Annotated in this window: 30 protein-coding genes and 1 pseudogene; 13 read left to right on the top strand and 18 right to left on the bottom strand. The window is 73.1% G+C overall.

What is annotated here, in order from left to right:
• Window positions 1–48: 48 nt before the first annotated feature.
• Window positions 49–465 (bottom strand): HIT family protein, encoded by a 417-nt coding sequence (locus tag Cco03nite_RS26010; RefSeq protein WP_203694829.1) that lies wholly within the window; start codon window positions 463–465, stop codon window positions 49–51.
• Between the two features lie 42 nt (window positions 466–507).
• Between Cco03nite_RS26010 and Cco03nite_RS26005 the strand changes: the two genes are divergently transcribed.
• Window positions 508–1,062, top strand: a complete 555-nt coding sequence (locus tag Cco03nite_RS26005; RefSeq protein ID WP_203694828.1) for a YbaK/EbsC family protein — start codon at window positions 508–510, stop codon at window positions 1,060–1,062.
• 47 nt (window positions 1,063–1,109) lie between these two features.
• Here the strand turns inward: Cco03nite_RS26005 and Cco03nite_RS26000 are convergent, their stop codons facing one another.
• Entirely contained in the window at window positions 1,110–1,826 is a 717-nt protein-coding gene (locus Cco03nite_RS26000; protein WP_203694827.1) for a hypothetical protein, read from the bottom strand.
• Between the two features lie 159 nt (window positions 1,827–1,985).
• On the opposite strand from Cco03nite_RS26000, the gene Cco03nite_RS25995 reads away from it, so the two are divergent.
• Both Cco03nite_RS25995 and Cco03nite_RS25990 read left to right on the top strand, forming a co-directional pair.
• Window positions 1,986–2,435, top strand: a complete 450-nt coding sequence (locus Cco03nite_RS25995) for a DUF3307 domain-containing protein (RefSeq protein ID WP_239167665.1) — start codon at window positions 1,986–1,988, stop codon at window positions 2,433–2,435.
• Window positions 2,436–2,565: 130 nt separating this feature from the next.
• Window positions 2,566–3,522 (top strand): phosphotransferase, encoded by a 957-nt coding sequence (locus tag Cco03nite_RS25990; RefSeq protein ID WP_203694826.1) that lies wholly within the window; start codon window positions 2,566–2,568, stop codon window positions 3,520–3,522.
• Between the two features lie 40 nt (window positions 3,523–3,562).
• Here the strand turns inward: Cco03nite_RS25990 and Cco03nite_RS25985 are convergent, their stop codons facing one another.
• The 4 genes from Cco03nite_RS25985 to Cco03nite_RS25970 all read right to left on the bottom strand — a co-directional run bounded on the left by Cco03nite_RS25985 (window position 3,563) and on the right by Cco03nite_RS25970 (window position 7,792).
• Window positions 3,563–4,327: a hypothetical protein gene (locus Cco03nite_RS25985; protein ID WP_203694825.1), complete on the bottom strand. Its 765-nt coding sequence runs from the start codon at window positions 4,325–4,327 to the stop codon at window positions 3,563–3,565.
• 137 nt (window positions 4,328–4,464) lie between these two features.
• The gene (locus Cco03nite_RS25980; RefSeq protein ID WP_203694848.1) at window positions 4,465–5,211 is read right to left on the bottom strand and encodes a succinate dehydrogenase/fumarate reductase iron-sulfur subunit; all 747 of its coding nucleotides are present in this window, start codon (window positions 5,209–5,211) and stop codon (window positions 4,465–4,467) included.
• Window positions 5,212–5,222: 11 nt separating this feature from the next.
• Window positions 5,223–7,163 (bottom strand): fumarate reductase/succinate dehydrogenase flavoprotein subunit, encoded by a 1,941-nt coding sequence (locus tag Cco03nite_RS25975; RefSeq protein WP_203694824.1) that lies wholly within the window; start codon window positions 7,161–7,163, stop codon window positions 5,223–5,225.
• Complete coding sequence (locus Cco03nite_RS25970) at window positions 7,160–7,792, bottom strand: succinate dehydrogenase cytochrome b subunit (RefSeq protein WP_239167671.1); 633 nt, start codon at window positions 7,790–7,792, stop codon at window positions 7,160–7,162. Before Cco03nite_RS25970 ends, Cco03nite_RS25975 begins: the two co-directional genes overlap by 4 nt.
• Before the next feature lie 324 nt (window positions 7,793–8,116).
• Between Cco03nite_RS25970 and Cco03nite_RS25965 the strand changes: the two genes are divergently transcribed.
• The gene (locus Cco03nite_RS25965) at window positions 8,117–9,052 is read left to right on the top strand and encodes a LysR family transcriptional regulator (protein WP_203694822.1); all 936 of its coding nucleotides are present in this window, start codon (window positions 8,117–8,119) and stop codon (window positions 9,050–9,052) included.
• A 72-nt stretch (window positions 9,053–9,124) separates the two neighbouring features.
• Here the strand turns inward: Cco03nite_RS25965 and Cco03nite_RS25960 are convergent, their stop codons facing one another.
• On the bottom strand, window positions 9,125–9,934 hold the full coding sequence (locus Cco03nite_RS25960) for a GNAT family N-acetyltransferase (RefSeq protein WP_203694821.1): 810 nt from the start codon (window positions 9,932–9,934) through the stop codon (window positions 9,125–9,127).
• Between the two features lie 163 nt (window positions 9,935–10,097).
• Between Cco03nite_RS25960 and Cco03nite_RS42535 the strand changes: the two genes are divergently transcribed.
• Together Cco03nite_RS42535 and Cco03nite_RS25955 are read left to right on the top strand one after the other, a co-directional pair.
• Entirely contained in the window at window positions 10,098–10,871 is a 774-nt protein-coding gene (locus Cco03nite_RS42535; RefSeq protein WP_239167664.1) for a hypothetical protein, read from the top strand.
• Window positions 10,868–11,200, top strand: a complete 333-nt coding sequence (locus Cco03nite_RS25955) for a winged helix-turn-helix domain-containing protein (RefSeq protein WP_239167663.1) — start codon at window positions 10,868–10,870, stop codon at window positions 11,198–11,200. The genes Cco03nite_RS42535 and Cco03nite_RS25955 overlap by 4 nt, the downstream gene beginning before the upstream one ends.
• Window positions 11,201–11,406: 206 nt before the next feature.
• Here Cco03nite_RS25955 and Cco03nite_RS25950 read toward each other — a convergent pair whose 3' ends face one another.
• The 4 genes from Cco03nite_RS25950 to Cco03nite_RS25935 all read right to left on the bottom strand — a co-directional run bounded on the left by Cco03nite_RS25950 (window position 11,407) and on the right by Cco03nite_RS25935 (window position 14,124).
• A complete protein-coding gene (locus Cco03nite_RS25950) occupies window positions 11,407–12,063 on the bottom strand; it encodes a nucleotidyl transferase AbiEii/AbiGii toxin family protein (RefSeq protein ID WP_203694819.1) in 657 nt (218 codons plus the stop codon).
• Window positions 12,060–12,425 (bottom strand): hypothetical protein, encoded by a 366-nt coding sequence (locus Cco03nite_RS25945; RefSeq protein WP_203694818.1) that lies wholly within the window; start codon window positions 12,423–12,425, stop codon window positions 12,060–12,062. The genes Cco03nite_RS25950 and Cco03nite_RS25945 overlap by 4 nt, the downstream gene beginning before the upstream one ends.
• Before the next feature lie 209 nt (window positions 12,426–12,634).
• Window positions 12,635–13,543 (bottom strand): pentapeptide repeat-containing protein, encoded by a 909-nt coding sequence (locus Cco03nite_RS25940; protein ID WP_203694817.1) that lies wholly within the window; start codon window positions 13,541–13,543, stop codon window positions 12,635–12,637.
• 56 nt (window positions 13,544–13,599) lie between these two features.
• On the bottom strand, window positions 13,600–14,124 hold the full coding sequence (locus Cco03nite_RS25935) for a DinB family protein (protein ID WP_203694816.1): 525 nt from the start codon (window positions 14,122–14,124) through the stop codon (window positions 13,600–13,602).
• A 72-nt stretch (window positions 14,125–14,196) separates the two neighbouring features.
• Between Cco03nite_RS25935 and Cco03nite_RS25930 the strand changes: the two genes are divergently transcribed.
• A complete protein-coding gene (locus tag Cco03nite_RS25930) occupies window positions 14,197–14,658 on the top strand; it encodes a GNAT family N-acetyltransferase (protein ID WP_203694815.1) in 462 nt (153 codons plus the stop codon).
• Here Cco03nite_RS25930 and Cco03nite_RS25925 read toward each other — a convergent pair.
• On the bottom strand, window positions 14,615–15,202 hold the full coding sequence (locus Cco03nite_RS25925; protein WP_203694814.1) for a histidine phosphatase family protein: 588 nt from the start codon (window positions 15,200–15,202) through the stop codon (window positions 14,615–14,617). The two genes, Cco03nite_RS25930 and Cco03nite_RS25925, sit on opposite strands and share 44 nt — an antisense overlap.
• Window positions 15,203–15,277: 75 nt before the next feature.
• Between Cco03nite_RS25925 and Cco03nite_RS25920 the strand changes: the two genes are divergently transcribed.
• Complete coding sequence (locus Cco03nite_RS25920) at window positions 15,278–15,487, top strand: DUF1918 domain-containing protein (protein WP_239167662.1); 210 nt, start codon at window positions 15,278–15,280, stop codon at window positions 15,485–15,487.
• A gap of 97 nt (window positions 15,488–15,584) precedes the next feature.
• Here the strand turns inward: Cco03nite_RS25920 and Cco03nite_RS25915 are convergent, their stop codons facing one another.
• Window positions 15,585–16,343, bottom strand: coding sequence for a MerR family transcriptional regulator (locus Cco03nite_RS25915; protein WP_203694813.1), 759 nt, complete (start codon window positions 16,341–16,343; stop codon window positions 15,585–15,587).
• 137 nt (window positions 16,344–16,480) lie between these two features.
• On the opposite strand from Cco03nite_RS25915, the gene Cco03nite_RS25910 reads away from it, so the two are divergent.
• From Cco03nite_RS25910 to Cco03nite_RS25900, 4 genes and pseudogenes are all read left to right on the top strand, one after another.
• Window positions 16,481–17,632, top strand: coding sequence for an MFS transporter (locus Cco03nite_RS25910; RefSeq protein WP_203694812.1), 1,152 nt, complete (start codon window positions 16,481–16,483; stop codon window positions 17,630–17,632).
• Window positions 17,633–17,698: 66 nt separating this feature from the next.
• Window positions 17,699–18,094, top strand: a pseudogene (locus tag Cco03nite_RS42530) (ASCH domain-containing protein); the annotation flags it as partial.
• A complete protein-coding gene (locus Cco03nite_RS42525; RefSeq protein ID WP_239167670.1) occupies window positions 18,089–18,781 on the top strand; it encodes a maleylpyruvate isomerase N-terminal domain-containing protein in 693 nt (230 codons plus the stop codon). The pseudogene Cco03nite_RS42530 and the gene Cco03nite_RS42525, both read left to right, overlap by 6 nt.
• 1 nt (window position 18,782) lies before the next feature.
• The gene (locus tag Cco03nite_RS25900; RefSeq protein WP_203694810.1) at window positions 18,783–20,045 is read left to right on the top strand and encodes a flavin monoamine oxidase family protein; all 1,263 of its coding nucleotides are present in this window, start codon (window positions 18,783–18,785) and stop codon (window positions 20,043–20,045) included.
• Between the two features lie 78 nt (window positions 20,046–20,123).
• Here Cco03nite_RS25900 and Cco03nite_RS25895 read toward each other — a convergent pair whose 3' ends face one another.
• Together Cco03nite_RS25895 and Cco03nite_RS25890 are read right to left on the bottom strand one after the other, a co-directional pair.
• Window positions 20,124–21,080 carry an XRE family transcriptional regulator gene (locus Cco03nite_RS25895; RefSeq protein WP_203694809.1) on the bottom strand — a complete coding sequence of 319 codons (957 nt, stop codon included), beginning with the start codon at window positions 21,078–21,080 and terminating at the stop codon, window positions 20,124–20,126.
• A gap of 12 nt (window positions 21,081–21,092) precedes the next feature.
• Window positions 21,093–22,583, bottom strand: a complete 1,491-nt coding sequence (locus Cco03nite_RS25890; RefSeq protein ID WP_203694808.1) for a peptide MFS transporter — start codon at window positions 22,581–22,583, stop codon at window positions 21,093–21,095.
• A 185-nt stretch (window positions 22,584–22,768) separates the two neighbouring features.
• On the opposite strand from Cco03nite_RS25890, the gene Cco03nite_RS25885 reads away from it, so the two are divergent.
• On the top strand, window positions 22,769–23,107 hold the full coding sequence (locus tag Cco03nite_RS25885; RefSeq protein ID WP_203694807.1) for an RNA polymerase-binding protein RbpA: 339 nt from the start codon (window positions 22,769–22,771) through the stop codon (window positions 23,105–23,107).
• Window positions 23,108–23,159: 52 nt separating this feature from the next.
• Here the strand turns inward: Cco03nite_RS25885 and Cco03nite_RS25880 are convergent, their stop codons facing one another.
• From Cco03nite_RS25880 to lnt, 3 genes are read right to left on the bottom strand one after another with little or no spacing between them, the layout of a single operon-like run.
• A complete protein-coding gene (locus Cco03nite_RS25880) occupies window positions 23,160–23,678 on the bottom strand; it encodes an FxsA family protein (RefSeq protein WP_203694806.1) in 519 nt (172 codons plus the stop codon).
• Between the two features lie 34 nt (window positions 23,679–23,712).
• Entirely contained in the window at window positions 23,713–24,498 is a 786-nt protein-coding gene (locus tag Cco03nite_RS25875) for a polyprenol monophosphomannose synthase (RefSeq protein ID WP_239167661.1), read from the bottom strand.
• 11 nt (window positions 24,499–24,509) lie between these two features.
• On the bottom strand, window positions 24,510–26,114 hold the full coding sequence (lnt, locus tag Cco03nite_RS25870) for an apolipoprotein N-acyltransferase (protein WP_239167668.1): 1,605 nt from the start codon (window positions 26,112–26,114) through the stop codon (window positions 24,510–24,512).
• Between the last annotated feature and the right edge of the window lie 182 nt (window positions 26,115–26,296).

The raw sequence follows: 26,296 nt of genomic DNA, 5'->3' as shown, positions 1-26,296 counted from the left end.
CGGCCGGCACGGCGGAGGGGCCGGCGGTCCCTTCGCCGTCCGACGGGCTCAGGTGGCGAGCACGGCCGCGATCGCGTCGGCGTGCTCGCGGGCCTGCGCGTCGTCGGCGTACTTGGTGCGGGGCCAGAAGAAGCCGCGCAGGCCGTCGCCCTTGCGGCGCGGCACGACGTGGGTGTGCAGGTGCGGCACACTCTGGCTGATCTTGTTGTTGAGGGCGACGAAGGTGCCCTGGGCCGACATCGCCGACTCGACCGCCCCGGCGATGCGCTGCACCTGCTGGAAGTAGCCGCCGACGGCGTCGGCGGGCAGGTCGTGCAGGGTCGGCACGTGCTCGCGCGGGACGACCAGCACGTGCCCCGGGAACACCGGCCGGGTGTCGAGGAACGCCACGACCGTGTCGTCGGCGTGCACCAGCCAGGCCGGCCGCGCCCCGGCCGCGATCTCGCAGAACAGACACCCCTCCATGGCAACGCCGAGCCTATCCGCTCGCTGGGTAGCATCGGTCGCATGTCTGCTGCACCGATCGGGAACTTCGAGGCGGCCTGGCCCGCCGTGGACCGCGCCGACCTCGTCGCCGCGCCGGTGGCCGAGGCCCTGGCCGGCTGGACCGGCGCCGAGCCGGTCGAGTCGGTGCTGGTCGTCGACACCGACCCGGAGCTGGCCGACACCGGCAACTTCGGGCAGGCGTACGACGTCGCCCCGGAGCTGTCCGCCAACTGTGTGGTGGTGGCCGCCAAGCGCGGCCAGGACGTGACCTACGCCGCGTGCATGGTGCTGGCCAGCACCCGCGCCGACGTCAACGGCCTGGTCCGCAAGCACCTCGGGGCGCGTAAGGCGTCGTTCGCTCCGATGGACGAGGCCGTGTCGCTGACCGGGATGCAGTACGGCGGCATCACCCCGATCGGCCTGCCCGACGGCTGGCCGGTGCTGGTGGACGCCGCCGTGGCGGACGCGGCGTACGTGGTGATCGGGTCCGGCAACCGGCGCGGGAAGATCATCGTGCCGGGCAAGGTGCTGGCCGGCCTGCCCGGCGCGACGGTGCTGGAGAGTCTGGGCCTGTAGGGCGCGGTGGGCCCGGGCCGCAGGGGAAGCGGCCCGGGCCCGCCGGTTCAGTTCGGCAGGGCGGCCAGCAGGCCGAGCAGCTCCCAGCGTTCGGCCTCGGTCAGGGCGTCGTAGACGGGCTCGTCGCGGCGGTTCGTGTCCAGCTCGATCGACGCCCGCAGCGGGTCGCCGGGTGACAGGGCACGCAGCTGCTCCAGGGTCAGCCCGGCAGCGGCCCAGGCGGCCCGGTGCGCGTCGCCGCGGTGGTGGCGCAGCGCCCCCATCCGGGTGCTGACCTGCAGCGCGTACGACGCACCGGCCGGCTCGTACACCGGCGTCGCGGCCCGGAACGCCGGACCGCCGGTGGCCTCACCAGCCTTGAGCAGCACAGCGAGCAGCTCCGCCAGTCGCGGGAGCACCGCCTCGCCCGGCAGCGCGCCGCCGTAGGTCTGGCCCCACCGCTCCTGGGCGGCGTCGGCTATCACCTGCTGCAGCTCCAGCGTGAGGACCCGGCCCGGCTCGGTCAGCGACCAGGTGCCGGCGTCGTCGACGGCCATGATGCCCTGCTCCAGTTCCCCGGTCATGTCCGAGCCGCTGTAGGTGGTCGCCGCCGCGAACGCTTCGGCGGGCATCGGCCGGGCCAGCAGGCCGAAGTAGAAGCTGCCGTTGAACCCCGGCTGCAGCCCGGTCCGGGCGACCAGCTCCCGGAGCCGGTCGCGGGCGGCCTGGCGCATTCCGATGTAGACGCGGTCGATCGCGGGCCGGACGAGCGCGGCGTACGACATGTGGACTCCCCGTGGTCGGTGTCAACTGAACCCGCCACCCTACCCAGCCCGCCGGAGGAGTTCCAGGCCACATTCCACGCTCACGCCGTAGCGCAGCACACATCGAAACTGTCGGCTGGATCGCAGCAGGACGCGCCTTCGCGAGCCACCATGGAGGGCATGTCCACCGTTGCCGACCCGATGGTGGTGGCCCGCGCGGCCACCTTCGCCGTGGTGCTCCTCGTGCTGTATGTCGGGCACCAGCTCGGCGACCACGTCGCGCAGACCGACCGGCAGGCGGAGGGCAAGGCCGCACCCGGCCGGCGGGGCTGGGCGGCGATGGCGGGGCACCTGGCCGGATACCACGTGACCATGGCCGTGCTGCTGGCCGGCACCACCGCGGTGCTGCGGCTGCCGCTGTCGGGCTGGGGCATCGCCGCGGGCCTGGCGTTCTCCGTGGCCACCCACGCGCTGCTGGACCGCCGCTGGCCGGTCCGGGCCCTGCTCCGCGCCACCGGCTCCCCCAACTTCGCCGAGCTGACCACCCCCGTCTGCGGCATGTACGCCGCCGACCAGGCCCTGCACCTGCTCGCCCTGCTCGTCTCGGCCCTGCTCATCGTCGCCGTCTGACGCACGACGGAGAGGAAGGGCACCTTCACATCGCTATGTGTTGTATAAGGTGCCCTTCCTTTCCGTGCAGTGGGGTGTGCCAGCGGAAATCGGGCGCGGGTCGGCCGACCGCGCCGGTAGCCTGCCCCGCATGGACAACACGGTGACCCCCGACTGGACGCAGGCCCTGGCCTGGATCGACGACGCCCTCGCCGGGGCCGGGCTGACGGCGGCCGGGCCGGTCGAGCAGACCCGGGTGCGGCCGTGGTCGGTGCTGGCGAAGGTGCCCGTCGGCGACACCGTGGTGTGGTTCAAGGCCAACGGGCACTGCTCGACGTACGAGGCCCGGCTGCTCGACGCGCTCGGCCGCTGGGCCCCGGGGCGGGTCCTGGAACCGATCGCGATCGACGGCGAGCGCGGCTGGTCGCTGCTGCCCGACGGGGGACGGACGCTGCGCGAGGTCGCCGCCGACGACCCGGCGCACTGGGAGGACCTGCTGGCCAGGCACGCCGAGCTGCAACGCGACCTGGCACCGCGCGCGGGCGAGATGATCGCGCTGGGCGTGCCGGACATGACCGCGGCGCGGCTGCCCGGCCACTTCGCGGCCCTGCTCGACGACCCGGCCGTCGCCGGAGCACTGCCCCCGGAGCAGCTGGCGCGACTGCGGGCGTACGAGCCGGCGTACCGGCTGCTGTGCGAGCGGGTCGCGGCGAGCGCGCTGCCGGTCACGGTGCAGCACGACGACCTGCACGACGCGAACGTGCTGGTCGGTGACGGGTACCGGTTCTTCGACTGGGGTGACGCGTCGGTGGCGCACCCGTTCGCCGTGCTGCTGATCGCGTTGCGGATCGCCGCGGACCGCTACGACCTCAAGCCCGGCGATCCGGTGCTGGCCCGGCTGCGCGACGCGTACCTGGAGCCGTGGACCGGCTACGGCACCCGTGCCGAACTGGCCGCCGAGATCGAGTCTGCGGTCCAGACCGCCAAGGTCAGCCGCGCCCTGTCCTGGCAGCGCTCCCTTGACGGCGCGGACGCCGACGCGCTCGCGAAATACGGACCCGCCGTGCCGGGTTGGCTGGAGGAACTGCTGGTCCCGAACGTGCTGTGACCCGGATCAGGCGGCCCGGCGCGGCGTGCGGGCGCGGGCCTCACGCCGGGACGATGAGCAGGCCGTCGTTGTTCAGGTTCACCTGCGGCGCGTTGACGTCGGGCTGGTAGGCCACCGTGGTGAAGGCATGCTGCTCGTCGAAGCGCATACGCTGGCCGACCGGGATGTCCGCGCCGTCGGCGGACAGCCGGGCCAGCCGCCACAGCGCCTGTGCCATCAGGTCGCGCCGGCCGGGCTCGGGCATGCCGATCAGGTCCGGGCGGGCGAACTTGGCCAGGCCTCGGGTGTGCACGGCCAGGCCGGGTCCCTCGCCGGTCTCGACGATGACTCCCGCCTCGGCGGCGAGCGCGAACGGGCGGTCCGGGGCCAGCGCCGCCACGGCGGCTGCGGGGTGCCACCGGTGGGCGTGGGCGTCCAGGACCGCGAGCGAGCCCTGGCTGACGAACCACCCGGCGACCGCCCAGGCGACCTGCAGGTGACCGAGGTCGGCGGGATCGTCGACCTCGAGCTGCGCCATGTGGCAGTGCCGGGCGGCTCGCAGCGCGGCGGGATCGGGCAGGTCGCGTGCGGCGATGGCGGCCAGCGCACCGGTGTGCCAGCTGTCGAACCAGTCCGGGTCGTCTTCGCGGGCGTGGGAACGGACGTCGAGCCCCTGCACCGACGGGTGCGCGGGCATGCCGAACCGGCGGGCGTCCAGCGGCGCGTCCGGCGTCAGCGGATCCGCGGAGAAGGCGACCAGCGCCACCGTCGCCTTGCGTGATGTGAGCTGGTGCTGGGGCCGGGGCCAGACCGAGATCGGGTTCACCCGGCGGAGTCTGCACGATCATCACCCGGGCCGGCAACCCGGCCGGGACGCGAGCGGCCCGCAGCCGCCGAGTCTCGGCGACTCGGCGGCTGCGGGCCGTTCAGACCGCCCCCGTCTGCGGCGGGGACGGCGGGGACTCAGCTGGAGGCGCGCAGCGCCTGGCGGTAGTCCTTGTTGAGGCGGGCGATGGTCTCCAGGGGGATGCCCTTGGGGCAGACCGAGGTGCATTCGCCGGTGTTGGTGCAGCCGCCGAAGCCGGCCTCGTCGTGCGCGTTGATCATGTCGATGACGCGGGTGTCGCGCTCGGGCTGGCCCTGCGGCAGCAGGCCCAGGTGGGTGATCTTCGCGGCGGTGAACAGCATGCCGGAGCCGTTCGGGCACGCCGCAACGCACGCGCCGCAGCCGATGCAGGTCGCGGCCTCGAAGGCGAGGTCGGCGTCGGCCTTGGGCACCGGGGTGGCGTGCGCGTCCGGCGCGGAGCCGGTCGGCGCGGAGATGTACCCGCCCGCCTGGATGATCTTGTCGAAGGCGCGGCGGTCCACGACCAGGTCCTTCACGACCGGGAACGCGGCGGCCCGCCACGGCTCGATGTCGATCGTCTCGCCGTCGGTGAAGTGCCGCATGTGCAGCTGGCAGGTCGTGGTCGCCTTCTCCGGGCCGTGCGGCACGCCGTTGATGACCAGGCTGCACATGCCGCAGATGCCCTCGCGGCAGTCGTGGTCGAAGGCGACCGGGTCCTCGCCGTCGAGCGTGAGGCGCTCGTTGAGCACGTCGAGCATCTCCAGGAACGACATGTCCGGGGAGACGTTCTGCAGCTGGTACGTCACCATGCTGCCCTTGTCCCGCGCGTCGGCCTGCCGCCAGATGCGCAGCTTCAGGCTCATCAGCTTCTCGGTCACTTGTAGCTCCGCTGGCTCGGGTGTACGTACTCGAAGGTCAGGTCCTCCTTGTGGAGGACCGGCGTGTCGCCGCCGAACTCCCAGGCCGCGACGTAGCTGAACGTGTCGTCGTCGCGCTGCGCCTCGCCCTCCTCGGTCTGGCTCTCGGCGCGGAAATGGCCGCCGCAGGACTCCTCGCGGTGCAGCGCGTCGATGCACATCAGCTCGGCCAGCTCGAAGAAGTCGGCCACCCGGCCGGCCCGCTCCAGGGACTGGTTGAGGCCCTCGCCGTCGCCGGGCACCTTGGCCCGCTGCCAGAACTCGGCCTTCAGCTCGCGGATCTCGCTGATCGCCTTGCGCAGGCCCGCGTCGGTGCGCTCCATGCCGCAGTACTCCCACATGATGCGGCCCAGCTCGCGGTGGAAGGAGTCGACGGTGCGGTCACCGTTGATCGACAGCAGCTTCTCGATGCGGTCCTCGACCAGCTTGCGCGCCTCGGCGACCTCGGCGTTCTCGCCGTCCAGCTTCGGGAACGGGCCCGCGGCCAGGTAGTCGCCGATGGTGTTCGGCAGCACGAAGTAGCCGTCGGCCAGGCCCTGCATCAGCGCGGACGCGCCCAGGCGGTTGGCGCCGTGGTCGGAGAAGTTCGCCTCGCCGATCACGAACAGGCCGGGGATCGTCGACTGCAGGTCGTAGTCCACCCACAGGCCGCCCATGGTGTAGTGCACGGCCGGGTAGATGCGCATCGGCGTGCTGTACGGGTCCTCGCCGGTGATGCGCTGGTACATCTCGAACAGGTTGCCGTACTTGGCCTCCACCGCGTCACGGCCGAGTCGGCCGATCGCGGCGGCGAAGTCCAGGTAGACGCCCAGCCCGCCGGGGCCCACGCCACGGCCCTCGTCGCAGACGTTCTTCGCGGCCCGCGAGGCGATGTCACGCGGGACCAGGTTGCCGAACGCCGGGTAGATGCGCTCCAGGTAGTAGTCGCGCTCGTCCTCGGGGATGTCGGCCGGCACGCGGGTGTCGCCCTTGGCCTTGGGCACCCACACCCGGCCGTCGTTGCGCAGCGACTCCGACATCAGGGTCAGCTTGGACTGGTGGTCGCCGGAGACCGGGATACACGTCGGGTGGATCTGCGTGTAGCACGGGTTGGCGAACAGCGCGCCCTTGCGGTGCGCCCGCCACGAGGCGGTGACGTTGCAGCCCTTGGCGTTGGTGGACAGGAAGAACACGTTGCCGTATCCGCCGGAGGCCAGCACGACCGCGTCGGCGAACTCGGTGCTGATCTCGCCGGTGACCAGGTCGCGGACCACGATGCCGCGGGCCCGGCCGTCCACGATGATCAGTTCGAGCATCTCGTGGCGGTCGTGCATCTGCACGGTGCCGGCCGCGATCTGGCGCTCCAGGGCCTGGTACGCGCCGAGCAGCAACTGCTGGCCCGTTTGGCCCCGGGCGTAGAAGGTGCGGGAGACCTGCGCGCCGCCGAAGGAGCGGGTGTCGAGCAGGCCGCCGTACTCGCGGGCGAACGGGACGCCCTGGGCGACGCACTGGTCGATGATCTGCACGGAGATCTGCGCGAGGCGGTGCACGTTGGACTCGCGGCTGCGGAAGTCGCCGCCCTTGACGGTGTCGTAGAACAGCCGGTGCACCGAGTCGCCGTCGTTGCGGTAGTTCTTGGCCGCGTTGATGCCGCCCTGCGCCGCGATGGAGTGCGCGCGGCGCGGGGAGTCCTGGTAGCAGTACGACTTGACCTGGTAGCCCAGCTCGCCCAGGGTCGCCGCGGCGCTGCCGCCGGCCAGGCCGGTGCCGACCACGATGACCGTCAGCTTGCGCTTGTTGGCCGGGTTGACCAGCTTCGCGCCGAAGCGGCGGCGCTCCCAGCGGGTCTCGATCGGGCCGTCGGGGGCCTTGGTGTCGGCGACCGGGTCACCGAGGGTGTAGTAGTCCGTCATGGTCATTTCACCAACCCTGTGAGTACGGCGAACGGAACGGCGAGGAAGCCCGCGCAGGTGACGAAGGCGACGGCGAACGCGGTGCCCTTGAGGACGCGCTCGCGGCGGGCGTTGCTGACGCCGAGGGTCTGCAGCCCGCTCCAGATGCCGTGGCGCAGGTGGAACCCGAGGGTGACCACGGCCAGGACGTAGAAGGCGGTGACGTACCAGCGCTCGGGGGCGAAGCCCTGCACGACGGCGGCGTTGGCCTGGGCGGTGTCGGCGACCGGGTTGAACGTCCGGGTGGTCAGGTCCAGGATGTGGTAGACCACGAAGAAGAAGACGATCACCCCGCCCCAGCGCATGGTGCGTGCGGCGTAGCTGCCCTGGACCGGCTTGCGGTGGGCGTACTTGACCGGGCGGGCCTTGCGGGCGCGGATCGTCAGCACCGCCGCCGACCAGATGTGCAGGCCCAGCGCGATCAGCAGGCCGACCCGCTGGATCCACAGGAAGCCCGAGTACGGCAGCAGCGGTGCGCCGATCTCGCGCAGCCAGTGCGCGTAGTGGTCGAACGCCTCGGCGCCGAAGAAGATCTTGAGATTGCCGATCATGTGCAAGATCAGGAACAGCACGAGGGCCGTGCCCGAGATCGCCATGATGACCTTGAGGCCGACCGATGAACGGAAAAGTCCAGGTCGGGTGAGGGCCTGATTCGCTACTGCCACGCCTCGGAGGCTAGGACGAAGTGGATCAGGCGTCCAATGCATGGGAGCCGCTGTGTCCATAGCCGGTGACTATCTGGAAACCTCCTGCACACCTGAACGCGTGCTGAAAGATCACCTTCAGCAGCGCGGACGTGGTCCCACCCACTGGACACCCTGTGACACATCCCTCAGCACGTGGCCAACCTCACTGCCTGCGCAAACGGACCTTTCCGGCAGCCGGGGGCATGGCCGAAGCGATTCCGATAGCCCTAGCCTATGAGCATGCAGCTGCAGCAGCTCAAGTACTTCGTCGCGGTCGCCGACACCAGGCACTTCACCCAGGCGGCCGAGCAGGCCGGGGTGACCCAGCCGTCGCTGAGCAAGCAGATCCACGTGCTGGAGACCGAGCTGGGCGCGCCGCTGTTCACCCGCTCGCGGGGCAACATCATGCTCACCCCGGCCGGGGAGGCGCTGCTGCCACGGGCCCGGCGCATCCTCGCCGACGTCGAGACGGCGCGGCTGGAGGTCCAGGAGCTGATCGGGGTGCGGCGCGGGCGGTTGCGCCTGGGCGCCACGCCCAGCCTGTGCACCAGCCTGGTCGCCCCGGTGCTGCGGCGATACCAGGAGGGCTACCCGGGCGTACGCCTCATGCTCGAAGAAGGCGGCTCGCAGGACCTGGTCGGCAAGCTCGCCCGCGGCGGCCTGGACCTCGCCCTGATCGTGCTGCCCGACCAGGGCACCGACCCGGCGCTGCGGGCCGAGCCGATCCTGCGGGAGAGCCTCGTCGTCGCGTCGGCGGCCACGCTGCCCCCGCCGACCGAGGCCGGCGCGCTGAGCCTGGCCGAACTCGACGGGCAGCCCCTGGTCATGTTCCGCCCCGGGTACGACCTGCGCGACACGACCCTGGAGGCCTGCCGCCGGGCCGGGTTCACGCCCACGTTCGCGATCGAGGGCGGTGAGATGGACGCCGTGCTCGGTTTCGTCGAGGCCGGCCTCGGCGTCGCCCTGGTCCCGTCGCTGGTCCTGTCCGGGCGCACCCGCCTGCGCTCGACTCCCCTGGCCCCGCCCGGCGTGCAGCGCACCGTCGCCCTGGCCCACCGCCGCGACGTCACCCCCACCCACGCCGCCCGCGCCCTGCGCGAGGTCCTGCTCGCCTACGTCCACGAGGAATCCGCCTGGTCGCGCCTGCCCACCGGCGTCGAACCGATCTGAGGACGAAGGAAGGGCACCTTCTACAACGCATAGCGTTGTGAAGGTGCCCTTCCTATCTTCGCGGCGCGCTGATCAGGCGGGATCGGCGATGCAGGCGGTGGCGACGCGGACGAAGCCCTGGCGCTCGTACACCCGGGCCACGTCCGCCGAGGCCGCGGACAGGAACACCAGCCCCGTGCCCTGGTCCAGGGCGTGGCGGGCGAGCAGCGCGGTGACGGCTCCGCCGAGGCCGCGGCGGCGCGCCGAGGGCAGCGTGGCCACCCCGACGATCTCGGCGACGTCACCCGCGCGCTGGTACAGGCCGCTGGCCGCCGCGCCCTGGCCGGGCAGCTCGGCGACGGCGTGGGCGCGTACGCCGCTGCGGATGTCGGCGAGCTGCCGGGCGAGCGCCTCGCCGTCGGGAACGTTCAGCGCGGCGTCGCGCTCGGCCGTCCCGCCGTCGCCGACGGCGGTGCCCGGGGAGCCGAACCCGATGTGCGCGACGGCGCTGATCGCGGCCAGGTCGGCGGCGGCTTCCGGGGCGTCCGCGTCGACGATGCGGGCCGGGCCGGTGTCGGCGGACAGCCGGGCGGGGTCGAGCACGAGCAGCGGGGCGCGCAGCACGGACAGCCCGGCCGCCTCGGCGAGCGGCAGCAGTCCGGGGGTGGTCTCGTGGACCCACTCGAACGACTCGGGCACGTCGAGTTCGCGCTGGCGGGCGCGTACGGCGGCGACGTCGGCCGCGGTCGGGGCAGGTCCGCCCAGCACCGGGCGGGCGTAGAACGGGTACGGCGTGTTCTGGCGCAGGAACAGTTCGAGGCCGCCGTGCCGCTCCACGGCGGTCCGGTCGCGGGGCACGGCGTCGTAGAAGCGTTCCAGGCGGTTCAGCAGATCGTCGGTCACCGGCTGAGGCTAATGGCCGCCCGTCGCCGGGTCGCGCGGTTTACCCGACCCGGCGGGCGCGTCGCCGAACGGGCACGGCCGGCGGGAAACGGGCTGCGCCCCTTGCGGAACCAATGTACTTTGCATTACAAAGTCCTTGGCGACCGTAGAGAGGAGTCCGTCGATGACGACACCGGCAACCGCGTTACCCGAGCAGCTGCTCGACGAGGTGCGCCGACTTCGCGAGCAGGCACGCAGGCAGGCCCACGCCGGGGCATGGTTCCCGGTGGCGGCGCTGGCGGTGCTGCTGCTCGCCAGCATCAGCCTCTACCTGGTGCCGTTCGCCCAGGTCGACCAGCTGGCGGTCACCTCCCGCTGGGCCGGGCTGCCCGACGAGCAGCGCAGCGCGCAGGCGTCCTACCTGTTCTGGTTCATCGGCACGCCGCTGACCATCACGCTGATCGGCGTCTGGTACCGCTGGCGCGCCCGCCGCGTCGGCGTCCGGGTGCCCTGGCGCTGGTTCGCGATCACGGCCCTGGGCGCCCTGCTCGCGCTGGCGGTGCTCGCGGCGATGCGGGCCGACCTGCCCGCCGATCACGACCTGGTGAAGAACTATCCGGGCGTGCCGATCGTCGAGCAGGTCAGGCTCGGGCTGTTCACGCCGGTGATGCCGATCGCGCTCGCGATCGTGGTGCTCGGCTGGGCCGAGCGCAGCCGGGCCGTGGCGCTGTCCGGCGTCTGGGTCGGCGCGATCACCTGGTGGCAGTGCTCGCAGGGTCTCGGGCAGCTGGCAGGCTGGCAGGCATGGGTGCTCGGCGGGTTCGAGGGTCCGGCGCTGGGCGGGCAGCTGACCCTGTTCGGGCTCAACCGCCCCGGTCCGACGCTGATCCTGATGGCGCTGCCACTGCTGGTCTTCGCCACGGTGCGGGCCGTACGCAGCCGCGGAGCGATGAAGTGACCGACGGCGAGCCGGTCCACCCGGCGCTGGCGCTGGACGAGACCGTCCACCAGCGGTTCCGGCTGGGCATCATGGCCGTGCTCGCCGAGACCGCCGAGTGCTCGTTCACCGCGCTGCGCGACCAGCTCCAGCTCAGCGACGGCAACCTCAGCCGGCACCTGCGGGTGCTGGAGGACGCGGGACTGGTCGAGATCCGCAAGGGGTACGCGGGCCGCAAGCCCTGCACCTGGTTGAAGCTGACCCGCCAGGGCGCCACCGCCCTCCGCCAGGAGATCGCCGCCCTGGAACAGCTGGTCACCCGCATCCGCACCACAGACTCCCTGCACTGATCCGGCGCCCGCCGGTGCGGGGATGGGAAGGGCACCTTCTACACGGACGTCCGTGTGGAAGGTGCCCTTCCTTCGTGCTTCGTGCTCAGTAGGGGTGGTGGTCGGGTTTGGACTGCCAGGCTTCGTAGACGGCGGCGCCCAGTTCGGGGTAGATCTGCTCCAGGTGGATGCGGCGCTGGTCGGCGGGGCGTGTACCCGGCGCGCGGTCAGCCGCGGTCGCGGGGCCAGTCGGCGAAGGCGGCGCGCACGGTGGCGCAGGCCTGCGGGGTCAGCCCGTACAGCTGCCGCCAGACGTCGTCGGACAGGCGGTCCAGGCGGTCCATGGCGGCGGTGAAGTCCTCGTCGGACAGGGTCGGGTCGGCGCGCAGGCCCAGCTCGACGAGCTGCTCGCGGGGGTAGTCGCGCAGCGCGCCCGCCACGTCGATGTAGTCGCGGGGCTCGGCCCGGGTCGCCAGCGCGGCGACCTTGCCGCCGAGCACGTCCTCGACGTGCAGCACCGGGCCGATGTCCATGACGACGGCGCCGCGGTTGCGGTCGAAGCGGGCCAGGGTCAGCCGCATCACCGCGTCGGCGCGGGTGATCTGGAACTCGACCAGCTCGTCGTCGAGGCCGCCGAACACCTCGCCGAGGTCGTCGCCGTACGCGGTGACGTCCAGCCCGGCCGCGGCCAGCGCCTGCGCGACCAGTGCGCCGGCCGCGCGCACGCCGCCGTCGACGTCGGTGAACAGGTCGACGTCCTCGGTCGCGCGGTGCACGATGCCGTACAGGTTGAGCGCGTGCCCGCCGCCGAGGGCGAACCCGTGCGCCTGCGCCACACCCAGCGCGATCCGCGCGACCTCGACCTGGAGTTCCTCGACCGTCATCCGGTGGCCGTCATCGCCCGCCGGTCGGCGGCGCGCAGCGCCGGGTGGCGCTGCTCCCAGGCCTGGCGCACCCCGCGCGGCAGGAACAGCTGCGGCCACAGCCGGACCAGGGTCGGCCCGTCGAGCCAGGCCCGCAGCTCCTCGGTGGTGCCCGCCTCGCGCAGCACCGTCTCGTACATCCACTGCAGCAGGTGCGGGTTGTCCAGCTCGACGCGGCGGTCGGCCTGCCAGAACAGCCGGTGCGGCAGCACCGCGACACCGGACGTCGGCCCGGTCAGCGCGGTCAGGTCCGGGGCCACCAGCGCACGGCGGCCCGGCCGCGCGCTAGGGGGCGCGGCACTGCGGCGATCGCGGCGGTCCACACACTGAGGGTAGCGGCTACCGGACCCGCCGGAACAGCCACGCGGCCCCCGCCGTCGCCCGGCGGTGAACACAAGATCGGTGACCTGGGCGAACGCCGTCGCGGGGGCGAAGCGGCGCGGCCACGCGCCACCGGCCGTCGCTGCGGCGAGTGTGATCGGTGGCGCGGGCGCGCGGGCCGCGCCACCGAGTGACCCGGCATCGGGTGGGGTCAGCGGCGGCGAGTGGGGCGGTTGCGGGCCGGGCGCGATGGGCGGGCGCGGCTGCCGGCGTCGCCGGTGGCGGTGTGCGTGGCGGGCCAGTGGGCCGGGCGGGTGTGTGTCGGCGGCAGGACCGTGCCGAGGTCGCCGCGGGCGGCGTCGAGCTGCGACTGGAGCAGGTACAGGCAGCCGGTGAGGTCCGCGCCGCGGAGGTCGGCCCCGCGCAGGTCCGCGCCCAGCAGATCGGCTCCGCGCAGGTCCGCGCCGCGCAGGTCGGCGCCGATCAGGTACGTCCCGCGCAGGCTCCCCCGGCGCAGGTCGGCTCCGCGCAGGTCCGCGCCCATCAGGTCGGCCCCGGACCGGTCGGGTCCGAGCGGCCCGCCGCGCCCGCGGACCGCCGCGCTGGCCTGGCGCAGCAGGTCGGCGGCCTCGCGGCGGCGCGCGTCAACGTCGATCGCCGCGAGCTCGGCGGGCGTGCCGCCGGTCAGCTGCTCGGTCTGGGCCAGCACCCGGGCCAGGTCCGCGCCCAGCGGGCCGCCCGGGTGCAGCGACACCGCCTCGTGCAGCAGGTAGAGCAGCTCGTGCAGGTGCCGCATGACCGTGAACGAGGCGAACATGTCCCGGGCCGTGGCGGGTTCGGCACGCCAGTCGCGGCCGCCGAAGGTCACCTGGGCGACCTGCTGGCCCGCCCCGAAGCAGTCGAACACGGTGCACCCGGCGAAGCCGCGCTCCCGCAGCTGCGTGTGGATGCCGCAGCGGAAGTCCGCGCGCAGGTTCGGGCAGGCGGTGCCGGCGGGTTTGTCGATCGCGAAGTCGCTGGACCGGGCGAACGCGGGCGCGACGCAGCACAGCGCGAAGCAGCGCGAGCAGTCGGCGTGCAGGCGCTCACGCCAGGTCTCGGCGGGTGGGGCGCTGGACACGACGACGGCTCCTGAGCTGGTCTTCTGGCGGTCGCTTCCGAGCCTAGCGGGCGTGTTCACTCGCCGGTGACGCCGTCGAGGGCCTCGCGGATCAGGTCGGCGTGGCCGTTGTGGCGGGCGTACTCCTCGATCATGTGCAGGTACACCCAGCGCAGGGTCATCGGCTCCTGGAGGCGCTCGTGGGTGAACGTGTCGTCCAGTGACGCGCCGGCCACGGCGTCGCGGCAGGCCTGCTGCTCGGCGGCCAGCGTGGCGAGGTCGGCCTCGGCGCGGGCCGGGTCGGCCAGGTCGAACGCGGCCCCGGGGCGGCCGTCGGGGTGGGCGTAGAGCGCCGGGACGGCTTCGCCGCGGACCCGGCGGCGGAACCAGGTGCGCTCCACGTCGGCCAGGTGCCGGACCAGGCCGAGCAGGGTCAGCGTGGACGGCGGCGCGGACGCCCGCATGAGCTGCTGCCCGGTGAGCCCGGCGCACTTGTGCAGCAGCGTGGCGCGGTGCCGGTCGAGCATGCCGTCCAGCAGGGTGCGCTCGTCGGCGGCGTACGGCTCGTCGGTGCGGGTGATCTGGGGCGCGGTCCACGTCATGTGAGGCATGATGCCTGTTTCGTCCCCGGTGGGCGAGACGGGGGTGCGCCGCGCCGGTACGCTGCTGGACTTGTGATCGAGACCGAGCGGCTGCTGCTGCGCCCACTGACCCCGATCCTGGCGGCGCGGATCGCCGACGGCGCGCCGCGCGAGCAGCGCTGGGCCGACGACTTCCCGTTCGAGGGCGACCAGTCCGCGGCCCGGGGCTATCTGCGGGCGGGCGCGCCCGCCGGGCCGTGGGTGCCGTACACCATCGAGGTCCGCGCGAGCGGCCTGGTCGTGGGCGGGGTGGGTTTCCACGGCGCGCCCGACGAGGCCGGCACGGTCGAGATCGGGTACGGCCTGGCCGAGTCCGCGCGCGGCCAGGGTTACGCCGCCGAGGCCGCATCCGCGCTGGTCGCGCTGGCGTTCCGGCTCGGCGCGCGGCAGATCGTCGCGACCCTCGAATACGACAACCAGCCAAGCGCGAACGTGCTGCGCCGGACCGGTTTCACCGAGCAGAGCCCGCTGCACTGGGTCCTGGCGCCGGCCTGACCCAGCCCGCGGGCAGCGTGTACTCCCATCCCGGCTGCCACGTGAACGGCGCGCCGACCCGCTCGGCCAGGTCCGCGCCGCCCAGCAGCACGGCCAGGGCGTACCGGTTGGCCGCGTGCGCCACCAGCAGCACCCGCCGCCCGTCGTGGGTGGCGGCCAGCTCCTCCAGCAGGTCCGCGGTGCGCTCCACGACCTGCCGGTAGGACTCCCCGCCCGGGAACGGCGCGTCGACGCGGCGGGCCCGCTCCGCGTCGAGCCGCGCCACCGGCATACCGTTGAGCTCGCCGTAGTTGATCTCGCGCAGCCGCGCGTCGGTGCGGTGCTCGACCCCGCTGCCCCCGAACGCGATCCGCGCCGTCTGCACCGCCCGCCGCAGGTCCGAGCTGACGACCAGGTCCAGGTGCTCCCCGCGGCGGCGTTCGCCCAGCTCCGCCGCCCTTTCCAGGCCGGCCGGGGACAGCTCGCCGGGCAGCCAGCCGGTCGCGAAACCCGCCTCGTTGTCCAGCGTCGGCGAGTGCGTCTCGTACACCAGCGATACGGCCATGGCCCGGAGTCTGGCACAGCCCGGCCCGTGCCGTGGTTGCGCGAAACGTGCATCCGGCCCCGATTCGTCCGGACAATGGACGAGGAGGTGGAGGCCATGAAGGCAAAGGTCGGCGACACGATCGTCGTCGAGGGCACACATGTCGGGGACCACCGCAGGATCGGGGTCATCACCGCGGTGCCGCACGAGGACGGCAGCCCGCCGTACACGGTCCGCTGGGAAGACGACCAACACGAGGGAATCCTCTACCCAGGCCCGGACACACACATCAAAACCACAACCTGACCTGCCCGAGATCACGACGATCTTGCGTGAACTGTTGCGGGTTCGCCCCATTGGCGCGTGTCGTACCCGCAGTACACGCAAGATCGTCGTGATCTTGTCACGCGCGGGCGACGGCGTTGGCGTGGATCGCGTCGTGGAGGTACTGGGTCATGCCGGGTTTGATGGCCTCGTAGGTGGCCATGAAACGCTCGTCGGCCAGGTACATGTCGGCGAGGCCGGTGTGGATTTCGTAGTTGCACTCGTAGAACCAGCGGCTGATGAGTTGGCGGTGCTCCTCGGCCAGGTCCATCGCTTCGGGGCTCTCGGCGGGGGTGCCGGAGTCCATCAGGGCGGTGAAGCGGCGGCCCCAGTCCTCGTTCTCCTGCTTGTTACGCAGCCAGTCGTCCTTGGTGTAGCGGGCGGTGCGGCGGGTGGACTCCCGGTAGGCGTCCGTGCCGCCCCAGCGCTGCTCCACCTCCTCGGTGTAGTCGTCGGGGTTGAAGTCCCCGAAGACCTCGAAACGCTCCTCAGGGGTGAGGTTGACTCCCACTTTGCTCGCCTCCATCGCGAACTCGATCGCGGTGACCATCTCCTGCAGCCGCTTGATGCGCCCGGTCAGCAGCTCGTGCTGGCGGCGCAGGTGCGCCGTCGCGTCGGACTGCGGGTCGTCGAGGATGGCCGCGATCTCTTCCAGCGAGAACTGCAGCTCCCGGTAGTACAGGATCTGCTGCAGCCGCTCCAGGTCGGCGTCGACGTACCGGCGGTAGCCGGTGGACGAGCGCTCGCTGGGCGACAGCAGGCCGATCTCGTCGTAGTGGTGCAGCGTCCGGACGGTCACTCCGGCGAGTTCGGCGACCTTGCCCACGGTGTAAGCCACGGTTCTCTCCCTTCCGAGAACCAGGTTCGAGTCTCCCGCTACGTCAGAGTCAAGCCGATAACCCTGCGATCCGCGACCGGGTCGCCGCGACGAGGATCACGTATCGGAGCTGGCCGCCGGGCGTCTACCGTCAGCCGATGGGGGCGCCGAACCGCTGGCTGATGCTCGGGCTGGGCATGCTCGCCCAGGGGGCCTGCTACCTGCCGACCGGTGCGCTGATCCTGCTGGTGCCGGCGCTGCGCGCACAGGGGTACGGGCTCGGCGACGTGGGGCTGCTGCTGGGCGCGCCGAGCGCGGGCATGGTGCTGGCGCTGATCGCCTGGGGCTGGTGCGCCGACCGGTACGGCGAGCGCCTGACCATGACCGCCGGGCTGGCCTGCGCGACGCTGACGCTGACCCTGGCGGCGTACGCGACCGGCCTGGCGGCGCTCGGGGCGGCGCTGACACTGGCCGGAGCCGCGTGCGCGTCGGGCAACGCGGCCAGCGGGCGGGTGGTGCTGGGCTGGTTCCCGCCGCAGCGGCGCGGGTTCGCGATGGGGCTGCGCCAGACCGCGCTGCCGGTCTCCGGCGCGCTGGCCGGGCTGGGCACGCCGCTGGTCGCGCAGGCGCACGGGGTGCGCGGGGTGCTGCTGGTGTGCGCGGCGGTCTGCCTGGTGTCGGCGGTCGCGGTGGGCGTGTTCGTGGTCGATCCGCCCCGGCCGGAGCCGGCGGTGGTGGCCGCGGCGGGGTCGCCGTACCGGACGGCGGGGTTGTGGCGCATTCACGGGGCGAGCCTGCTGCTGGTCGTGCCGCAGTTCACGACCAGCGTCTTCGCCGTGGCGTACCTGGTGGGTGAACGCGGCTGGTCGGAGAGCGCGGCGGGGCGGGCGGCCGCCGCGGCCTACCTGCTCGGCGGCGCGGGGCGGCTGGTGTGCGGGCGCTGGTCGGACGCGGTGGCCAGCAGGCTGCGGCCGATGCGGCAGCTGGCGGTGGTCAACGCCGCCGTGGTGCTGCTGGTCGCCGGGGCGACGCAGGCCGGGTCGGGGCTGACCGCGCCGCTGCTGGTGCTCGCGGTCGCGGTGTCGATGAGCGGCAACGGCCTGTCGTACACGGCGGTCGCCGAGCACGCCGGGCCGGTCTGGGCGGGGCGTGCCCTGGGCACGCAGAACACGGTCCAGAACGTCGGTGCGGCCCTGACCCCGGCCGCGCTCGGCCTGCTCATCGCCCCGGCCGGTTACGGCGCAGCGTTCGCCCTGGCGGGCGCGCTGGCCCTGCTCGCCGCGCCGCTCACCCCGGCCGAGCCCGGCTGACCGGGGGTGCGCGGCGAGACCTGGGGGGGCCGGTGGATCTAGGCTGACGGCGTGGTCTACGACGCGTTGAGTGATTACGAGCTGGCTTTCCCCGGGCCGCTGCGGGACAAGCTCGTCGCCGCCGTGCTCGACGGGAGCAAGACCGCCACGACGGGGCTGCTCATCGGGTACGAGCTCGACGGCGAGCCGCTGCCGTTACCCGGCCACCGGTCGGCGCTGATCGACTCCGGCGGGCAGCCGGTCGCGGTCCTGGAGGTCACCGAGGTGCGGCAGGTGCCGCTCGGCGAGATCGACCTCGCCCACGCGATCGACGAGGGCGAGGGCTACACCAGCGTCGCGGGCTGGCGGGCCGCGCATGAGAACTTCTGGCACTCGCAGCAGCTGCGCGACTACCTCGGGCGGCCGGACTTCACGGTCGACGACGACACCGTCGCTGTCGCCGAGCGGTTCCGGGTCGTGTCGCTGGTCCCGGACGAGGCCACGGTCGGCGCGGCGGTCGCCGCCGAGTCGGCCGCGCTGGTCGCGGCGCTGCGCGCGGCCCCGGTCGCGGACCTGGACCGGCCGACGTGCTGCCCGCCGTGGACGGTACGCGGCGAGTTCGCGCACGCCGCGATCGCGCTGTCGCGGACCCTGGCGATGCTCGACGCGCCCGCGCCGGCGGGCCCGCCGGTCGACACGGCCCGCTACTACTCCCCCGACGAGCGGTTCAGCCCCGCGACCGACCGGCAGCGGGTCGACATCGCGCAGGAGTACGCCGAGCAGCGCACCCCGGCGGAGCTGATCGACTGGTTCGAGCAGATGTCGGCGCAGGTCGTGGCCCGGGTCGCCGGGACGCAGGGGTCGCGGCTGGTCACCACCCGCCACGGCGACCCGATGCGGCTGACCGACTTCCAGGTCACCCGGGTCGTGGAACTGGCCGTGCACGGCCTGGACCTGGCCGACGCGCTCGGCGTCGCGCCGTGGCTGACCGCGCAGGCCGCCGGGGTCGTCGAAGGCCTGCTGTTCGGGCTGGCCGCGCCGCGGGCAGCCGAGGAGCTGGGCGTGGACCGGGCCGGGCTGCTGCGCCGCGCCACCGGGCGGACACCGCTGTCGGCCGCCGAGCATGCCCGGTTGCGGGAACTCGGCATCACCTGGCTGACGCTGGGCTGATGTGCGCGCGCCCCGGCCGGTCGCGTGGGCGGTGTCGCGCTGGAGCGCCGACCCGTGGTCGCGCGGCGCGTGGACGGGCCTGCTGGTCGGCGGGACCGGCGCGGACCGGGCCCGGTTGGCAGCGCCCGTGTCGGACCGCCTCGTGCTGGCCGGGGAGGGCGTGCACCCGGCCCGGCCGGCGATGGCGCACGGCGCGTACGAGTCGGGCCTGACCGCCGCCGGGCACCTGCTCGGCGCGGGCCGTCCCGGCGAGCAGGTCACGGTCGTCGGCGCGGGCGTCGCGGGCCTGGCCGCGGCCCGGGAGCTGCACCGGCACGGCCGCCGGGTGCGGGTGGTGGAGGCCCGGGGGCGGGTCGGCGGGCGGGTGCACACGGTGGACCTGGGCGGTGTCGCCGCCGACCTGGGCGCGGCGTGGCTGCAGCAGTACGCCGGCAACAGCCTGGCCGCCCTGGCCCGCGGGTGGGGGCTGCCGACCGTCGCGACGGACTTCACGAACCCGCTGACCCTGTCGGCGTCCGGGCCGGTCCACGGCGCGCCGGAGGCCCTGGACGCGCTGGCGGCAGCCGCGCACGTGCTGACCGGGACCGCGGACCGGCCGCTCGGCGACGTGATCGCCGCCCACGCCGCCACGCTCGACGAGCCGGCGCGCCGCGTGCTGGCGTACGCCGTCGAGGCCGGGGTGGTCCTGGAATCCGGGCTGGACCTGCGGCTGGCCTCGGCCCGGGGCACGTTCGGCGAGCCCGGGGTCGGCGAGGGCGACCGCTGGCTGCCCGGTGGCCTGGGCGTGGTACCGGCGCGGCTGGCGGCCGGGCTCGACATCGCCCTCGACCACCCGGTGACCGAGGTGCGCCACGACGGCGACGGCGTGACCGTGTCCGGTCCGTGGGGCGCGCTGCGCGCCGAGCGGGCCGTGCTCGCGCTGCCCCTGGCGGTGCTCGCGGACCTGGCCGTGGACCTGCCGGCCGGGCACCGGACGGCGCTGGCCCGGATCGGCACCGGCCGGGCGGAGAAGGTGCTGCTGCGGTATCCGGAGCGGTTCTGGCCGATCTCCCCTGGGGGTTACCTGTGGTGGGGTGAGGACGCCGCCACCTGGTGCGAGTGGGCCGACCTGACCGGCGGCCTCGGGCAGCCGGTGCTCGCGCTGCTGGCCGCCGGCGACGCCGCGGCCGTCCTGCACCATCACGACCGCACCGACGCGGAGATCGTCGCCCAGGCCCACGCCGCGGTCACCCGGATGGCCGCAGCACTGCCCGACGGCGCCTGAGAACCGGTCGGCGCGCCCGTGTCGTGACGGTCCGGCCCGACCACCGCGTAGCCGCGCCGGATCTCGACCGGGACGTCGTCAGCTCGCCAGTGCGGACGCGGGGCGCTGGGCGAACCACTCGATCTGGGCACGCAGGTCGCGGGCCTCGGGCACGTCGGTGAAGCGGGAGTCGCGCAGCGCGTCGCCGACCCGGGACACCCCCGCCATCACCTCGGCGGTACGCCTGGGCAGGTCCAGGCGCAGCACCGGCCCGAGGGTGTCCCGGGCCGCCGCCGCGTCGCCGGCCCACACCCGGGTCAGCGCGAGCACGCAGCGCGCGCCCGCCTCGTCGCCGAAGGAGCGCTGCTCGGGCGCGGCGGCCGCGTACAGGGCGATCGACCGGGTGGCCTCGTGCACCGCGCGCTCGGACTGGCCGGGCAGGCACGCGTACGCGTCGGCGGCGTAGTGGTGCTGGCGGGGCGGGGCGAACCAGAAGATCCCGCCGATCGCGTCGAGGTCGTCGTGCACGTGGTGTTCACGCATGTCGTCGGCGCGCACCAGGGCCAGCCGGGCCGGTTCGGCCGCGCCGAGCCGCGCCTGCGCGCGGGCCTGCGAGCAGGCCAGCCACGAGGTCACCGAGCCGTTCTGCCCGTCGGCGATGCGCGCGCCGCAGTCGGCGAACGCGGCGGCCTCCTGCGGCCGGCCCGCCGAGTACGCCAGCAGGCTCTGCAGGCCCCGGCTCCACGCCCGCAGCCCGGGGTGGCCGATGTTGTCGGCGCACACGTACGCCATCCGGGCCAGCGACATCGCCTGGTGCTCGCGGTCGAGGTCGTGGTGGGCCTTGGCGAGCATCCCGGACACCAGCGCCGCGAGCAGGTACAGCTCGTGCGCGTGGTCGGGTTCGGGGTCGTTCTCCAGGCGGTTGAAGACGCGCTCCTGGACCTCCAGCAGCGGCCCGAACAGCTCGGTCACCGGGTCGCACAGGCACCGCCCGGCCAGCGACGTGACGTCGTCGCGCAGCTGCTCGACGGTGATGGTGTCGGCAAGGGTCGTCATCGGTGTCGCCTCTCAGTGCACGCCGGACATCAGTTCGCCGATCCGGCGGGCGCCGAACCAGAAGCAGACGCCCACGATGATCGCCAGCAGGCCCAGGCTGCCGTAGTACGCGGCGTCGGACAGCTTGCCGCTCAGCGGCGTCACCCAGGTGTTGAGGGCGTTGCCGGCGGCGGTGGCCAGGAACCACAGGCCCATCACCTGGCTGGCGTAGCGCAGCGGGGCGAGTTTGGTGGTGACCGACAGCCCGACCGGGGACAGCAGCAGCTCGGCGCAGGTCTGGATGAAGTACACCAGCACGATCCACCACGGCGAGATCAGCCCGCGGGCGGCGGCCGCGCCGGCGGCGCCCATCACCAGGAACGACACGCCGATGCCGAGCAGCGCTAGGGAGAACTTGACCGGGGTGCCGGGCTGGCGGCGGTCGAGCCTGGTCCACATCCAGGCGAACACGGGCGCGAGCAGCAGGATCAGCACGGGGTTGACGGACTGGAACCAGGCGGTGGGGATCTCGAAGCTGCCGACCTGCCGGTCGACCTTCTCGTTGGTGAACAGGTTGACCAGGCTGCCCGCCTGGTCGTAGATCATCCAGAACAGCGCCGCCCCGATGAAGATCCACACGTAGGCGCTGACCCGGGAGCGCTCCTGGTGGGTCAGCGTGCGGTCGCGGAACATCATGATGAAGTACAGGGCGGGCACGACCAGCGCCAGGATGGTGAGCGCGTTCTTGACGTGGTCGGCCTTGAAGGTGCCCGCGGCGACATCGATCGCCAGCAGCACGACCACGACGGCCAGGCAGATCCCGGCGATCTTCAGGATCTTGTCGCGTTCGTGGTGCTGCAGGGGCTTGTGCGCTTTGAGGCCGACGCCTTCGAGCCGGCGGTAGCCCAGCACGTACTGGATCACGGCGATGGTCATGCCGACCGCAGCGATGCCGAACGCCACGTGCCAGTCCTTGCGGGCGGCGAAGATGCCGGTCAGCAGCGGGGCGATGAAAGCGCCCAGGTTGATGCCGAGGTAGAACAGCGTGAAGCCGGCGTCGCGGCGGGACTCGTGCATCTCCGGGTGCTTGTCGTACAGCTCGCCGACCATGGCGGAGATGTTGGGCTTGAGCAGGCCGGTGCCGAGCACGATGAGCACCAGGCCGAGGTAGAACATCGACCGGGCGGAGAACGCCAGCGAGTAGTGGCCCAGGGCGATGATGATGCCGCCCCACAGCACGCTGCGGCGGGTGCCCATGACCCGGTCGGCGATCCAGCCGCCGGGCAGGGCCATGAAGTACACCATCGAGTTGTAGATGGAGTACAGCGAGGCGGCGGCGACGTCGTCCATGCCGAAGCCGCCGTCGGTCAGCTCGGTGGCCAGGAACAGGGTGAGGATGGCCCGCATGCCGTAGAAGCTGAACCGCTCCCACATCTCGGTGAGGAACAGCACGACCAGGCCACCGGGGTGCCCCAGCCAGGTTTTGACCGGTTTGCCCGAGGCCGGCACCGCCGTGGTGGCCATCGCGTTACCCCCGGATGTGATGTAACCCGCAAAAGTGGTCCAATCGGACGATATCGCGCCGCCTGGGCACACATGAGGAGCTCTCCGGAATCGGCGGCGGCAGCGGCGTGGGTCACGGCGGGGAATCGTCGCGCCGCCCGGGTCGTTGCATCACCCGGAAGCCAAACGACTGCTGAGGAGCTGACATGGGCGATCGGATGCTGCGGGGAAGCCGCCTGGGGGCCGTCAGCTACGAGTCCGAGCGCAACACCGAACTCGCGCCGCGCCAGATGCGTGAGTTCCTGTGCGCCCAGGGCCACCGCTTCGAGGTGCCGTTCGCGGTCGAAGCCGAAGTGCCCGCCACCTGGGAGTGCAAGTTCGACGGGAGCGTGGCGCGCCTCGTCGACGGCACCGAACCGGAGGAGAAGAAGGTCAAGCCCGCGCGTACGCACTGGGACATGCTGCTGGAGCGGCGTTCCATGACCGAGCTTGACGACATCCTCAACGAGCGCCTGGCCGACGTGCGCACCAGACGCGGCCGCTGAGCACATACGAAAGGCGCCCACCCCGCACCTCGGGGTGGGCGCCTTTCGCATGTCAGTCGACGATCTCGCCCTCGATGACCTCGCCCGGCCCGGACGTGCCCGCCCCGGGCGGCCGGTGCCGCTCCCGCGACTGGTGGTGCGGGTCGTGCGGGGTGCTGACCCGGACCTTCCGCGGCCCGAACACGCTGTTGGCGGCCGAGGCCGGGATCCGCTTCTCGGTCGCGGCGCGCACCCGCCCGCGGGCCAGCCGCCGCACCGGCGGGATCAGCAGCAGCAACCCGACGGCGGCGGTCAGCAGTCCCGGGATGACCAGCAGCAGGGCCGCGATCAGCCCCACCACGCCGTCGACGGCCTGCTCGCCGCGGGCCTGCCCGGCCAGCCTGGCCTCGCGCAGCCGCCGCCACGCCGACAGCCCCTCCCGGCGCAGCAGCACCACGCCGAGCAGCATCAGGCCGACGGCCAGCAGCAGCGTCGCGCCCAAGCCGATCACCCGGCTGACGCCCCAGAACACGGCGAACTCCACCACGCCCAGGCACAGCACTGCCAGCGGCACCCACCGCAGCTTGCGCATCCGATCACCTCCAGCCGGTCCGGCCGGCACGGGATCACGGCCAGCGGTCACTCGGCTTGAACATACGCCGCACCGAGTCGCGGCGGGACTGCGCACCCCACACCGTGACCTTCCACAGCGCCTCCCTGATGATGGAGCCGCTCATCTTGGACACGCCGTGCTCGCGCTCGGCGAACGTGATCGGCACCTCCACGATGCGGAAGCCGTTCATGTGGGTGCGGTGGGTCAGCTCGACCTGGAAGCTGTACCCGCGCGAGGTCACCGTCTCCACGTCGATCTTGCGCAGGACGGGCAGCCGGTAGGCCCGGTAGCCGCCGGTGGCGTCCTTGACCCCCATGCCCATCACGATGCGGGTGTACAGGTTCGCCCCGCGCGACAGGATGAGCCGGCGCACCGGCCAGTTGATCACCTTGCCGCCGCGCACCCAGCGCGAGCCGATGACCGCGTCCGCGCCGCGCAGCGCGTCCAGCAGCCGGGGCAGCTCCTCCGGGGCGTGCGAGCCGTCGGCGTCCATCTCGACGACGGCGTCGTAGCCGTGCTCGTGGGCCCAGTCGAAGCCCGCGATGTACGCCGCGCCCAGCCCCTGCTTGCCGGGCCGGTGCAGGACCTTGACGTGGTCGTCGGCGGCGGCCATCTCGTCGGCGATCGCGCCGGTGCCGTCGGGGCTGTTGTCGTCGGCGATGAGGATGTCCACGTCGGGCGTGGCCTGGCGCACCCGGGGCACGATGAGGCGCACGTTCTCCGACTCGTTGTACGTCGGGATGATCACCAGAACCCGGCCCACGCCGGGGTACCCGATCTCCGCCTCGTTGCCGCTCACCGGGGCCTCCACTACGCCGTTGCCGTCTGTCCAGTGTCCTCCACCGGCACGGTCCGGCGCCTGCGCGCCACGCCCGCCGCGACCAGCAGCGCGAGTGCCGCCGCCGTCAGCAGGTACTCCGGCCACGCCCCGAGCCGCGTCGCCGGCGTGGTGCCGGAGCCGAGGCGCAGGTCGCGCACGATCACCGCGTCGGTATTGAAACCAGTAGCATCATGCACATTTCCGTCGGCAGTTACAAATCCGGACACACCGACTGTCGAGGCCATCAGGCTGTCGCGGCCGTGCTCGACCGCCCGCAGCCGCACCATGGCCATCTGCTGCATCGCCTCGGACTCGTCGAACGTGGCGTTGTTGGTCTGCACGGCGAGCAGCTGCGCGCCCTCGCGGACGGTGTCGCGTACGACGTCGTCGTAGGCGACCTCGAAGCAGATCACGTCGCCGACCTTCGCCGGGCCCAGGGTGAGCACGCCGGGCGCGGTGCCGGCGACGAAGTCGGTGCGCAGCAGCTTGGCCTGGTTGGTGATGGCCTGCGCGATCGGTTCGACGATGGGGCGCAGCGGCAGGTACTCGGCGAACGGCACCGGGTGCTGCTTGAGGTACATCTGCTGCGGCTGCGCGCCCGGAGCGAGGTCGGTCGGCCAGACGATGCCCGCGTTGCGCGACTCGCCCTCCCCCGGCCCGGACAGCACGGCCCCGACCAGGATCGGCGCGCCGATCGCCTGCGCGGCGGTGTTGATCGCCCCGGCGGCGCTCGGGTTGCGCAGCGGGTCTATGTCGGAGGCGTTCTCCGGCCATACGACCAGGTCGGGCTGCTTGGCCTGCCCGTTGCGGACCCGCTCGGCCAGCGCGACGGTCGCGGCGACGTGGTTGTTGAGCACGGCCTGCCGCTGGGCGTTGAAGTCCAGGCCCAGGCGGGGCACGTTGCCCTGCACGACCGCGACGCTCACCACCGGCCCGGCCGGGGTCGTGCCCGGCAGCACCAGCCCGACCACCATGACCGCGAGCGCCCCACCGGTCGCGGCCGCACCGCGCGCCCAGGCCCGTGCGACGACCATCTCCCCGACGGCGTACGCCAGCAGCCCCCCGGCCGCCGCGACGGCGAACGTCACCAGCGGCGCACCGCCGTACCCCGCCAGCGCCAGCGTCGGCGCGTCAGCCTGGCTGAACGCGAGCCGCCCCCACGGGAACCCCCCGAACGGCGCCCGATCCCGCAACGCCTCCTGCGCGACCCACAACAGCGCGATGCCCACCGGCCACACCCACGGCCGCTTCGCCGCAAGCGTGCTGACCCATGCCAGCGCCAGCCCGAGCAGCCCCAGGTAGGTCGCCTGGAACAGCGTCAACAGGATCCACGGCGTGTACCCGACGTGCATGTTCGTCCACGCCAGCAACGGCCCGAAGAACACCGCCCCGGCCACCAGCCCGAGCCCGAACCCGCTCCTCAGCCGCCGCCCCTTCACCGCGACGGCCAGCAGCGCCACCCCGACCGGAGCAGCCCACCACAGCCCGTAAAGCGGGAACGCCACCAGCAGCGCCACCCCGCCAAGCACCGCCACGACCAGCGCGACAGGCAGCCGCAACGGCCCACGCCCACCGGCCGCTTCGCCACCGGCCACACCACCCGGGCCGGCCTGGCCGCCGTCCACCGGAGCGAGGGTCTGCACAGTCACCACGTCACCAATCTTTCGCCGCCGCGCGCGCACACATACCACCCACGCCAAGATCGCCGCCCGGGTGCCGCTGCAAGGCTACACATCCCACCCGCCGACACCCCCCGACCCTCACCCCCACCCCAAGA

The organism is Catellatospora coxensis (assembly GCF_016862635.1).
GTDB lineage: Bacteria > Actinomycetota > Actinomycetes > Mycobacteriales > Micromonosporaceae > Catellatospora > Catellatospora coxensis.
This window is presented reverse-complemented; position numbering and strand designations above follow the sequence as displayed.